Here is an 11,703-nt window from a genome sequence, read left to right as displayed (position 1 = left end):
GCCCCCGGGAATCCGGACGGGACCGGCCGGCGTTGTGTCGACATCGCCTCATCGGCGCGGACATCGCGGCGGACGGAGGCGGTGAGGCCGTTGCGACCGATACAGTGGTATGGGGCGTCCGCGGCGCAGTGTCACAGGGATGCTGGGCGCGTCGCACGTGTGGACGCAGCAGGCAAGGAGTGCGAATGTTCGAGAGGTTCACCGACAGAGCAAGGCGTGTTGTCGTCCTGGCGCAGGAAGAGGCCAGGATGCTCAACCACAACTACATCGGGACCGAGCACATCCTCCTTGGCCTGATCCACGAGGGTGAGGGTGTCGCCGCCAAGGCGCTCGAGTCGCTCGGGATCGCTCTGGAGGGTGTCCGCCAGCAGGTCGAGGAGATCATCGGCCAGGGGCAGCAGGCACCGTCGGGGCACATCCCGTTCACGCCTCGGGCGAAGAAGGTCCTGGAGCTGTCGCTCCGCGAGGCGCTGCAGCTCGGCCACAACTACATCGGCACCGAGCACATCCTGCTCGGCCTGATCCGCGAGGGCGAGGGCGTCGCGGCGCAGGTGCTGGTCAAGCTGGGGGCCGACCTCAACCGGGTCCGCCAGCAGGTTCTCCAGCTGCTCTCCGGCTACCAGGGCAAGGAGCCCGCCGAGGCCTCAGCAGGCCGCGGCGAGGGCACCCCTTCGTCCTCCCTCGTTCTCGACCAGTTCGGTCGCAACCTCACCCAGCAGGCCCGTGAGGGCAAGCTGGACCCGGTCATCGGCCGGGAGAAGGAGATCGAGCGGGTCATGCAGGTCCTCTCCCGGAGGACCAAGAACAACCCCGTCCTGATCGGCGAGCCCGGCGTCGGCAAGACCGCCGTCGTCGAGGGCCTGGCCCAGGGCATCGTCAAGGGCGAGGTGCCCGAGACGCTCAAGGACAAGCAGCTCTACACGCTCGACCTGGGCTCGCTCGTCGCCGGTTCCCGCTACCGCGGTGACTTCGAGGAGCGTCTCAAGAAGGTGCTCAAGGAGATCCGCACCCGCGGCGACATCATCCTGTTCATCGACGAGATCCACACCCTCGTCGGGGCGGGTGCCGCCGAGGGCGCGATCGACGCGGCGAGCATCCTCAAGCCGATGCTGGCCCGCGGCGAGCTGCAGACGATCGGTGCCACCACGCTCGACGAGTACCGCAAGTACGTCGAGAAGGACCCCGCGCTGGAGCGTCGTTTCCAGCCGATCCAGGTGGGCGAGCCGAGTGTCACGCACACCATCGAGATCCTCAAGGGTCTGCGCGACCGCTACGAGTCGCACCACCGGGTCACGATCACCGACCCGGCGCTCGTGGCCGCGGCCACGCTGGCCGACCGCTACATCTCCGACCGCTTCCTTCCCGACAAGGCGATCGACCTGATCGACGAGGCCGGGGCCCGGATGCGCATCCGTCGCATGACGGCGCCGCCGGACCTCCGCGAGTTCGACGAGAAGATCGCCGGCGTGCGTCGCGACAAGGAGTCCGCGATCGACGCGCAGGACTTCGAGCGTGCCGCGTCCCTGCGCGACACCGAGAAGCAGCTGCTCGGCCAGAAGGGCGAGCGGGAGAAGCAGTGGAAGTCGGGCGACCTCGACGTCGTCGCCGAGGTCGACGACGAGCAGATCGCCGAGGTCCTCGCCAACTGGACCGGTATCCCCGTGTTCAAGCTCACCGAGGAGGAGACGACCCGTCTGCTCCGCATGGAGGACGAGCTGCACAAGCGGATCATCGGGCAGGAGGAGGCTGTCAAGTCCGTCTCGCAGGCCATCCGCCGTACGCGGGCCGGCCTGAAGGACCCGAAGCGCCCCTCGGGCTCGTTCATCTTCGCCGGCCCGTCCGGCGTCGGTAAGACCGAGCTGTCGAAGGCGCTGGCGAACTTCCTGTTCGGCGAGGACGACGCGCTCATCCAGATCGACATGGGCGAGTTCCACGACCGCTACACCGCCTCGCGGCTCTTCGGTGCCCCTCCCGGGTACGTGGGCTACGAGGAGGGCGGCCAGCTCACCGAGAAGGTGCGGCGCAAGCCGTTCTCGGTCGTGCTGTTCGACGAGATCGAGAAGGCCCACCAGGAGATCTACAACACGCTCCTGCAGGTGCTGGAGGACGGACGCCTGACCGACGGTCAGGGCCGGACGGTGGACTTCAAGAACACCGTCATCATCTTCACCTCGAACCTGGGTACCCAGGACATCTCGAAGGCGGTCGGTCTCGGGTTCGCCCAGGGCAACGACGAGCAGTCGAACTACGAGCGGATGAAGACGAAGGTCAACGACGAGCTGAAGAAGCACTTCAGGCCGGAGTTCCTCAACCGTATCGACGACATCGTCGTGTTCCACCAGCTCACCCAGGAGCAGATCATCACGATGGTCGACCTGATGGTGACGCGGGTGGAGGCGCAGCTGGCCAACAAGGACATGGGCATCGAGCTCACACCCGCGGCCAAGGAGCTGCTCGCCCGCCGGGGCTTCGACCCCGTGCTCGGTGCCCGGCCGCTGCGCCGGACCATCCAGCGCGAGATCGAGGACCAGCTCTCGGAGAAGATCCTGTTCGGCGAGATCGAGCCGGGCCAGATCGTGATCGTCGACGTCGAGGGTCTCGACGCCGACGCCCCCGAGGGCTCGCGCGCCGCTGACGACAAGGCGCACTTCACCTTCCGCGGTGAGGCCCGCCCGGCGGCGCTCGTTCCCGACGCCCCGCCCGTCGACATGGCGAAGACCGACGACTGACGTCGCCGGACAGCGTCACCCGTAGGACCGCGAAGCCGGTCCGGACCGCGGTCCGGACCGGCTTCCGGCATTCCGCCGGGGTGCCCTCCGGTCAGCGCAGCATGTTGAGCCGTGCCCGCACCACGGCCCGGCGCGGATCGGACGACGGGAGGTCGGCCAGCAGCTGCTGGGCGGCCTCGGAGTCGGCGGTGCCCTCCGGCGTCGTCGAGAACGTCCACAGCGCCTCGACGTCGCCACCGGTCAGCACGGCCTGCCGGACCGCCGCGGCCAGCTGCTCACGCTCGTCGCGTACCCCCGGGGCCTCCGAGGACGGCAGCAGCGGCCCCCGGTAGAGCTCGGCGGCCCGGCGCAGCTCACCGGCGGCCAACGCGTCGCGGACGTGCAGGAAGTCGGCGTCGACGCGGGCCTGCAGGCGGTACGGCTGGGTGCGGACGACGCCGGCGTCCAGCGCTACGCGCAACCGGTGCATCTCCGCCCGCACCGTGACGGCCTTCCCGGTGTCGCCGTGGAGGTCGGCGGCCAGCTGGTCGGCGGAGCGGCCGGCGGGATGCAGGGCGAGCAACGTGAGCAGCTCGGCGTGGCGCTGGGTGAGCCGCACCCGACGGTCGCCGAACAGGGCGCCCGGCCGGTCGGCGCCCAGGAACGGCAGGCCCAGGGTGGGTGGCATCCGGTGCCCGGGACGGCGCAGCCGCAGCAGCCAGCCCTCCGTCAGGGGCTCGAGCACCGCCTCGCCCTGCTCGCCGAGCGACAGCGACCCACCCGGAAGGTCGGGGAGGTCCACCCTGTCGGGTAGCCATCCGGCGGGATGGGCCGCGAGGACCCTCCCCTGGGGGGTGAGGAGCGCGCCGGGCTCGTCGCGCAGCCGGGTGAGGTGGCCGAGGTTGCGGGCGCGCATCCGTTCGTCGCGGGCCGCGACCAGCGTCGCCAGGTGGTTCTCCGCGAGCCGGGCTGCCGCCACGACGAGCGCGAGCGTCGCCGGGTGGAACGACGCGATCGGCCCGGTGACGTCGACGACCCCGATGAGCCGTCCGTCCTCCGGGTCGTGGATCGGCGCGGCGGCGCACGTCCAGCAGTGGAAGGCCCGGGCGAGGTGCTCGGCCGAGTGGATGGTGACGGCCGAGTCCGCGGCCAGGGCAGTGCCCATCGCGTTGGTGCCGACGGTCTCCTCGCTCCACCGCGTGCCCTCGACGAGACCGGCCCGGTCGCCCTGTCGCAGCACGTCACGGCTGTCGTCGCGCCACAGGATGTGGCCGTGCTCGTCGGTCACGATCATCATGTGCCGGGCCTCGTCGGCGATGCCCAGCAGTGTCTCCCGCAGCAGCGCCATGGCGGGGGACAGGGGGTTCGCCGAGCGCATGTCCTCGACGTCGGCGCGATCCAGGTCGTGGGTGGCGGCACCCCGGTCGGGGTCGACGCGGGCGTCGAGCGAACGGGCCCACGACTCCGACACGATGCTGCGCGGCGCGACCGGCGCGCGCTCACCGCTCATGACGGCGTCGTACGTCCGGGCCAGGACCATGGCCCTCTCGACCGGATCAGTCATCTCGTCGGTGGCTCCCCGCGGCATCGTCGGCGGTGGTCGGCGCCACCCTCATCGTCGTCCGTCGACCCAGGTCAGGCAACCCTGATCGTGATCCGCAGCTACGAGGCTCACCGAAAGATCAGGTCCGCAACTGCGGTGCAACGCGGCTGCAAGCCCGAGGTTCCTGGCGTCGCCATCCCCTGGACCCGACGAGTGGGAGGACCCTCGAACGGCCAAGTACGCGGCTCCTGGTGACGCGGACGGCATCGTCAGCGTCAAGCCCCGGTACGAGCACTGGATCGGCGGCGAGTACGTCGCTCCGGCCGAGGGGCAGTCGACGGACAGATCATCATCTCGTGGAACTTCCCGATCCTGATGGCGATCTGGGAGCTGGCCCCCGCCCTGGCCGCAGGCAACGCCGTCGTCCTCGAGCCTGGCCTGTGACTGGCAGTAGTCGCCGGAGCGGCTACTGCCAGTCACGAGCCAGCGCGCCGTCCAGGGCGTCCAGCGCCTCGGCAGCAGGCATCGCGAGCCCGACGCCCCGGCCGTGCCGGACGTCGGGCTCGCGGACGTTGATCCTGACCAGCGCACCCGTCGCCGCCGACGCCAGCTCCGCCTGCCTGCGCACCGTCGGTACCGCCGTGCCCGCGCCGACCTCGACCACGACGAGCCGTCCGCGGTTCTCCCGCGACCACGCCGCATGAGCCGTCAGCCGCGGTCGCGCGAACGAGGGGTCCCACGACCAGTCGCCGAACATGAGGATGTTCGGCCTCGCGAGCCCGCCGCACGCCGGGCACACCGGCAACGGGCCGTGCGCGCGCATCGTCACCGGGTCGATGCCGACGTCGACCCGGTCGGCCGCCCAGACCGGCTGCCCGCACCCGGCCAGGCACTGCAGGTGATGGATCGAACCGTGGCACTCCGCCACCGTCGAGGCCTCGAATCCTGCCCGCTGGAACTGGCCGTCGACGTTCGAGGTGAACACCCGCGTCGGCATCCGGCCTGCCCAGCGCCGCAGCACCGCGAAGCCCCGGTGCGGCGTCGTCGCCCGGTAGAGCGACAGCCGATGGCCGTAGAACCCCCACGCGAGTGCCGGGTCGTCGGCGAAGTGGACCGGGTCGGCCAGCTCCTCGAACCGCAGCCCCAACGCCTCGTACGGTGGGTAGGCACGCCAGAACCCCTCGGTACCACGGAAGTCCGGGAGACCGGAGTCGACGCCCATCCCGGCGCCTGCGCAGACGAGCAGCGCACCGGCCTCTTCCAGGAGCCCGGTGGCCCGCGCCAGATCGGAGCTCAGTCGGCGTCCAGGTCGACGACCTCGAACTCCAGCAGCGACGCACCCGTCGACACCGGCTGCCCCGACGCCGTCGGCGCCTGCGCCCCGCCGCCGTGCGCCTGCATCGCCGGGCCGTTGCGCCAGGCCTCGAACGCCTCGTCGGACTCCCACTTCGTCACCACGAAGTAGCGGGTGTCGCCCGACACCGGCCGCATCAGCTCGAAGGAGATGAAGCCGGGCTGGTTGTCCACCGCGTGCTTGCGCGCGCCGAACCGCTTCTCCAGCTCCGGACCGGAGCCCTCGGGTACCTCGATCGCGTTGATCTTCACGACGGTCATGCACTTCAGGTTAGTTTGCGCGGGTGCGTCGTTCGGTGCGGACCTCCGACGGCGTGTACCTCGCCGTCGTCGAGTTCGGTGGGAGTGGCACGCCGATCCTGCTGCTGCACGGGCTCATGGGCCGGGCGACGACGTGGTGGCCCGTCGCCCGCAGCCTCACGAGGAGGGGCCGGGTCGTCGGACTCGACGCCCGCGGGCACGGCCGCTCGCAGGCCGCCGGACCCTGGACCACCGAACGTCTCGCCGCCGACGCCGCCGAGGTCGTCGAACAGCTCGGTGCCGGCCCGGCCGTCGTCGTCGGTCACTCGATGGGCGGACTGCACGCCCTCGCGCTCGCAGCGAGCCGCCCCGAGCTGGTGGCTGCCGTCGTCGTCGAGGACATGGCCGTCGACCTCACCGGGGTGCCCGACACCGCCGCCGCCGACGCCCGCGCCTGGTTCGGCGCGATGGCCCAGCCCTTCGCATCCCTCGCCGAGGTCCGCGCGACCTTCGGACACCCGCGCCCGGAGTTCGGCGACTACATGGCCGAGTGCGTCGAGGAACGCGCCGACGGCTATCACCTGCTCTGCCGCGTCGACAACGCGGTGGAGATCGCCGCGGAATGGGCGCGCCGCTCGTACTGGGACGTGCTCGCCGGCGTCCGGGCCCCGGTCCTGCTGGTGTGCGCCGCCGATGGCGTCGTGCCCCGGGGACAGCCGGAACGCATGGTGGAGTCGTTGCGCGGCAACAGGTTCGAGCCATACGCACGGCTCGTGACCCTGCCGGGAACCGGACACCTGGTGCATGCCTCGGAGGAGCCGTTCCGCGTCGCCGTGGAGGACTTCCTGGCGACAACGGGCGCCCTGCGCAACCCGGCCTGACCTCGCGGCTCCTGGCTCCTGCAAGGAGGCCCCCGTTCCTGCAGTTCGGGCCCCTCAGAGTGGGGTGGCCTCGCCGGTGCGGGTGTCGGCCAGCTCCAGCCCCGTGACCGCGGCGCGGACGGGGCGCAGGGGGTGCAGGGTCGCGAACGCCGCGGCGGGGTCGCGCGTCGCCAGCCGGCAGTGCGGTACCCAGGACCCGGGCAGGTGGGTGGCGACCGGCCCGCGGACCTTGCCCGCCAGCACTTCGTGCACCGCGTCGTGGACCGCGAGCAGCTCGGTGTCGACGACGGCGGCCAGCACCAGCTCGTCGTCGCGGCCCGCGACGGCGGCGAGGTTCGTCAGCCACAGCGTCGGCAGGGCGAGCACGCGCACCGCGGTGGCGAGCGCGGCGCGGGTGCCTGCGGGGATGGTCGTCGCCGCGGCGACGGTGACCGCGGGCCGGCCCATCGGCACCGGCAGCCCGGCGATGACGAGCAGTGCCCGCAGACCGGTCAGTTCGTCGGCGGCATCGTCGGCGAGCCGGAACCGGACGGTCTGCACGGGTCAGGCCGGCAGGGCGAATCGGCCGTCGTCGAGCTGCTCGGCGAGCCCGTCGACGAGCAGCGAGTCGAGGCAGCGGTCGCGCTGGCCGGGGTCGTCCCAGACGCGGTCGAGCGCGGCCCGGTCGACGGGTTCGACGGCGCCGCGCAGGACGTCGAGGAGCCGCCCGCGGACCTGCCGGTCGGTGCCGGCGAAGGCCTGCGGGGCGCGGCGCGGGCCGTCGTAGGCGGGGGCGCCGGCGGCGAGCCAGGCGCAGCGGTCGCGGATCGGGCAGACCGCGCAGTGCGGGGTGCGGGCCGTGCAGACGACGGCACCGAGCTCCATCATCGCGATCGAGAACGTCGCGGCCTCGGCCTCGCCCGGGGGCAGCAGTGCCTCGACGTCGGCCATGTCCGCCTTGACCCGTGCGGGCCCGGCGTCGCCCGAGCCGTGGACGGCCCGGGCCACGACCCGCCGGACATTGGTGTCGACGACGGGGCAGCGCCGCCCGTAGCCGAACGCGGCCACGGCCCGCGCCGTGTAGGAGCCGACGCCGGGCAACGCCTCCAGAGCATCCACATCCGACGGGACGACGTCGCCGTGCTGGCCCGCGATGACCCGGGCGGCCTCGTGGAGGCGCAGCGCCCGACGCGGGTAGCCGAGCTTTCCCCAGGCGCGCAACACGTCCGCGCGGGGCGCGGCGGCCAGCGCCGACGGGACGGGCCAGTCGGACATCCAGCGCAGCCACACCGGCTCGACGCGTGCGACGGGCGTCTGCTGCAGCATGAACTCGCTGACCATGACGCCCCACGACGTGGTCCCGGGGCGGCGCCACGGCAGGTCCCGCGCCGTCGCGGCGTACCAGGGGAGCAGCACCGGGGACAGCGGGGATGCGGCGGACAGCGGCACGAGCGCATCGTGCCACCGTCCGCCGGAGGCGGCGTCCTACGGGTCAGGCGACCTCGTCGAGCTTCCCGGTCGCGACGTCGAACACGAAGCTGCGCACCGGGTCCTTGCGGCGGACGAACGGGCTCGCGGTGATGCGGGCGACCGACTGGCGGACGTCCTCGTCGAGGACGCCCAATGCCTCGGCGGACCATGCCGGCTTGAGGCCGGTCTCCTCCTGGATCGACCTCTCGAAGTCGTCGTCGGTGAAGGTGGGCATGCCGCAGTCGGTGTGGTGGATCAGGGTGATCTCGCTGGTGCCGAGCAGCCGCTGGCTGACCGCGGGGGACCGGATCTCGTCGAAGTTCACGACGCGGGGGCTCGGTCAGAAGGACTGGAGCCGCATGCGCATCACGCGTGAGTCAAGCGTGACGCGGCTGCGTGTGCAACTGCGTCATTCGCCCGAGTGGTCTTGGAGGGTGGCGCCGCGCCACGCCGGGCCGACGTCGGCAGCGAATGGTAATCATCGATCTACTCTCCGTCACATGTGGGAGCCGTCCGGACCGCTGCCCGCGACCGTCTACTGGCGTCGTCGCTGGGTGGCTCTCGCATCTGTCGTGGTCCTCTTCGCGTTGCTGGGTCTGACCATCGCCGCCGTGGTGCACGGGAAGTCGGAGGCGACGAGCGACGAGCCGACGACGCTCGCCGCCAACCAGGCCGCGCTGTCCACCGAGGCGGTGCCGTCGACGGTGGCGGCATCGTCGACGCCCGGCGATCCGACGGCGTTCGGTGTCCCGTCGGTCCCGCTCGACCCGTCGGCCCCCCTCGGGCCCGGCCTCCCCGGTGTCACGACGGGCCCGGGCACCCAGGTGGTGCCGTCCGTGGGCGCGCCGACGACCGCACCGGCCACCGACGAGGTCCGCGTCGAGGGGACCCCGGACCCGGCCGCGGTCGATGCGCCGCCGCCCGCGACGGTCCCGCCGACCGGCCCGGTCCCGTGCACCAACGAGATGCTCAGCGTCGGCGCCACGATCGACCGGTCCGACCACAAGGTGGGCGACCGCCCGGTGGTGGGGGTCGTCGTCACCAACACGAGTGGTCAGCCGTGCGTGCGTGACCTCGACGGGAGCCGGCTGGAGATCGTCGTCTGGAGTGGTGACGGCGTGAACCGGCTGTGGTCGAGCAACGACTGCATGAACCCGTCCAAGCCGGACCTGCGCACGCTGGTGCCGGGCCAGCCGGTGTCGTTCTCGGTGACGTGGCAGGGCCGCACCTCGACGCCCGGCTGCGCCACGGCGCGCACGGTCGTCCCGGCCGGCGCCTACCGGCTGCTGACGCGCATCGACGACCTCATCAGCCCGCCGACGCCGTTCCTGCTGACGCCCTGAGTCCCCGATCCCGAGGCCTGCGGACGGTCAGTCGCGGCGCAGCCTGCGCACGACCTGGCCGAGGTCGGCGACCTCCTGGACCTTCATGCCGACGGACTTCGCGTCACTGTCGGGCGGCACGAGCGCCTGGGTGAAGCCGAGCCTGGCGGCCTCGGCGAGGCGGCGCCGGACACCGCTGACCCGGCGCACCTCGCCCGCGAGCCCGATCTCCCCGATCAGCACCATGTCGGGCGGCAGCGCGAGGTCGCGCTTCGCGGAGACGACGGCCAGCGCCAGCGCGAGGTCGGCAGCCGGTTCGAGGATCTTCATGCCGCCGACGGTGGCGGTGTAGACCTCGGAGTCGTGCAGCTTGACGCCCACCCGGCGTTCCAGCACGGCCAGCAGCATCGAGACCCGGGCGCTGTCGAGCCCGGAGACGGCTCGTCGGGGGCTGGGGATGTTGGACCCGGCGACGAGCGCCTGCACCTCGGCCAGCATGGGTCTGCGGCCGTCCATGACGACCGTGACCGCGGTGCCGGGGACGACGGAGTCGCTGGTGGCGCCGAAGCGGGCGAGGAACAGCCCCGAGGGGTCGGCGAGCCCGACGATGCCCTCGTCGCGCAGCTCGAAGCAGCCGACCTCGTCGGCGGGGCCGAAGCGGTTCTTCACGCCGCGGACCATGCGCAGCGTCGACTGCTTGTCGCCCTCGAACGAGAGCACGACGTCGACGAGGTGTTCGAGCACGCGGGGCCCGGCGATCGAGCCGTCCTTGGTGACGTGCCCGACGAGGATCACGGGCAGGCCGCGTTCCTTGGCGGTTGCGGTGAGCCCGACGGTGACGGCCCGGACCTGGGTGACGCCGCCTGCGTTGCCGTCGACGTCCGATGTGGACATCGTCTGGATCGAGTCGACGATCAGCAGTCCGGGCTTCAGCGCGTCGAGGTGTCCGAGGATCGCGCCGAGGTCGGACTCGGCGGCGAGGTAGAGCTCGTCGTGCACGCCGCCGGTGCGCTCCGCGCGCAGCCGCACCTGGCCTGCCGACTCCTCACCGGTGACGTAGAGGACGCGGCCCGTCCGGGCAGCCTTTGCGGCGACCTCGAGCAGCAGCGTCGACTTGCCGACGCCGGGCTCCCCGGCCAGCAGCACCACCGCGCCCGGGACGAGCCCGCCGCCGAGGACGCGGTCGAGCTCGTCGACACCCGTCGGGCGGGCCCGGGCGGTGTCGAGCTCGACGTCGGCGATCCGGCGGGCCGGTGCCGACGGTGCCCCGGCCGCGACACGGTGGGTCCGGCCGGTCGGGACCGACTGCTGCGCAAGGGTTCCCCACGCCTGACAGGCCGGGCAGCGGCCCACCCACTGCGCGACCTGGTGGCCGCACTCCGAGCAGAGGAAACCCGTTCGTGCGGCGCGCGAGCGGCCGGTCAGTGCCCGCCGCTCCCGCCGGAGCCACCCGTCCCGCCGGAGCCGGCGGAGCCGCTCTCACCGGGCACGAGGTTGTCGGCGTTGCCCATCGGCAGCTCGACGGTCACGGAGCCGGCCCGCTCGAACACCAGCGTGAGCGGGTAGCCGAGGCCGGGGCCGATGTCCTGGCGCAGGCCCTCGAGGGTGATCTCGATCGGCGAGCCGAGGTTGCCGACGACGCCACCGGGGGTGGTGCTCGCGCTGAGCGCGCCGTGCGGGGCGATCTGGGTGTCGCCGGTGATGCGGACGGTGCCGGCGATCGGGCTGCTCGCCGAGACCAGGCGGTCCGGGAGGTCGTCGTCGTTGGCGATCGACATCGTGACCGGCGCCGACGCTCCCGCGGTGTAGGCGGCGAGACGCTGCGAGCCGCCGACGGGGAACTCGATCTCGGCGTTGCGGATCTCGATGTGCTGGGTCGTCAGGTTGGCCCCGGAGACGGCGGCCTGCTGGTCGGCGGTCTGCGAGATCTTGCCCGCACCGCACCCGGCGAGGGCGAGCGCGCCGATCAGGGCGCCGGTGACCAGGGCTGCGCGCATGGGACGGATGCGCTCGCTGCGGCTCACGGGTCTCCAGGTCCTTTCGTGGCGGTGGGGCCTTCCCCGGGGTCCGGGGTGACCAGCCGGAATCGTAGTCGCGCGGGTGTGGGGCCTGGCAACGCGCCTCCGGTCACACGTCCGGGACTCTCCCGTCACTGTCCCGTCGGGGCCCCCGCACCGCGCCCGGAGGCGGCGTCAGGGGCGGTGGTC

The 11,703-nt window shown here is 72.4% G+C and carries 10 protein-coding genes and 2 pseudogenes; 4 read left to right on the top strand and 8 right to left on the bottom strand.

Annotated features, from left to right (window positions below; genetic code table 11):
• Window positions 1-185 precede the first annotated feature (185 nt).
• Window positions 186-2,729 carry an ATP-dependent Clp protease ATP-binding subunit gene (locus TOK_RS08440; RefSeq protein ID WP_098957241.1) on the top strand — a complete coding sequence of 848 codons (2,544 nt, stop codon included), beginning with the start codon at window positions 186-188 and terminating at the stop codon, window positions 2,727-2,729.
• Window positions 2,730-2,820: 91 nt separating this feature from the next.
• Here TOK_RS08440 and TOK_RS08435 read toward each other — a convergent pair whose 3' ends face one another.
• Window positions 2,821-4,272: a helix-turn-helix domain-containing protein gene (locus tag TOK_RS08435; protein ID WP_098957367.1), complete on the bottom strand. Its 1,452-nt coding sequence runs from the start codon at window positions 4,270-4,272 to the stop codon at window positions 2,821-2,823.
• Window positions 4,273-4,545: 273 nt separating this feature from the next.
• On the opposite strand from TOK_RS08435, the pseudogene TOK_RS08430 reads away from it, so the two are divergent.
• Window positions 4,546-4,686, top strand: a pseudogene (locus TOK_RS08430) (aldehyde dehydrogenase family protein); the annotation flags it as partial.
• A gap of 31 nt (window positions 4,687-4,717) precedes the next feature.
• Here the strand turns inward: TOK_RS08430 and TOK_RS08425 are convergent.
• Window positions 4,718-5,548 carry an NAD-dependent deacetylase gene (locus TOK_RS08425; protein ID WP_374754872.1) on the bottom strand — a complete coding sequence of 277 codons (831 nt, stop codon included), beginning with the start codon at window positions 5,546-5,548 and terminating at the stop codon, window positions 4,718-4,720.
• On the bottom strand, window positions 5,545-5,865 hold the full coding sequence (locus TOK_RS08420; RefSeq protein WP_098957239.1) for an antibiotic biosynthesis monooxygenase: 321 nt from the start codon (window positions 5,863-5,865) through the stop codon (window positions 5,545-5,547). Before TOK_RS08420 ends, TOK_RS08425 begins: the two co-directional genes overlap by 4 nt.
• Before the next feature lie 35 nt (window positions 5,866-5,900).
• Here TOK_RS08420 and TOK_RS08415 point away from each other — a divergent pair, with 35 nt between their 5' ends.
• Complete coding sequence (locus tag TOK_RS08415) at window positions 5,901-6,725, top strand: alpha/beta fold hydrolase (protein WP_098957366.1); 825 nt, start codon at window positions 5,901-5,903, stop codon at window positions 6,723-6,725.
• A gap of 54 nt (window positions 6,726-6,779) precedes the next feature.
• Here TOK_RS08415 and TOK_RS08410 read toward each other — a convergent pair whose 3' ends face one another.
• The 3 genes and pseudogenes from TOK_RS08410 to TOK_RS08400 all read right to left on the bottom strand — a co-directional run.
• Window positions 6,780-7,265 (bottom strand): hypothetical protein, encoded by a 486-nt coding sequence (locus tag TOK_RS08410; RefSeq protein ID WP_098957238.1) that lies wholly within the window; start codon window positions 7,263-7,265, stop codon window positions 6,780-6,782.
• 3 nt (window positions 7,266-7,268) lie between these two features.
• On the bottom strand, window positions 7,269-8,153 hold the full coding sequence (locus tag TOK_RS08405) for an A/G-specific adenine glycosylase (RefSeq protein ID WP_374754870.1): 885 nt from the start codon (window positions 8,151-8,153) through the stop codon (window positions 7,269-7,271).
• 43 nt (window positions 8,154-8,196) lie between these two features.
• Window positions 8,197-8,502 (bottom strand): annotated as a pseudogene (locus TOK_RS08400) (carbonic anhydrase); the annotation flags it as partial.
• 172 nt (window positions 8,503-8,674) lie between these two features.
• Between TOK_RS08400 and TOK_RS08395 the strand changes: the two are divergent.
• Window positions 8,675-9,517 (top strand): hypothetical protein, encoded by an 843-nt coding sequence (locus tag TOK_RS08395; protein ID WP_098957237.1) that lies wholly within the window; start codon window positions 8,675-8,677, stop codon window positions 9,515-9,517.
• Window positions 9,518-9,544: 27 nt separating this feature from the next.
• On the opposite strand, the gene radA is transcribed toward TOK_RS08395, so the two are convergent.
• Window positions 9,545-10,921, bottom strand: coding sequence for a DNA repair protein RadA (gene radA, locus TOK_RS08390; RefSeq protein WP_098957236.1), 1,377 nt, complete (start codon window positions 10,919-10,921; stop codon window positions 9,545-9,547).
• A complete protein-coding gene (locus TOK_RS08385; RefSeq protein WP_098957235.1) occupies window positions 10,918-11,520 on the bottom strand; it encodes a copper chaperone PCu(A)C in 603 nt (200 codons plus the stop codon). The genes radA and TOK_RS08385 overlap by 4 nt, the downstream gene beginning before the upstream one ends.
• Window positions 11,521-11,703 lie beyond the last annotated feature (183 nt).

Source organism: Pseudonocardia sp. N23, from assembly GCF_002583555.1.
GTDB lineage: Bacteria > Actinomycetota > Actinomycetes > Mycobacteriales > Pseudonocardiaceae > Pseudonocardia.
The sequence above is the reverse complement of the archived record's forward strand: the minus strand, read 5'-3'. Positions and strand labels throughout refer to the sequence as shown.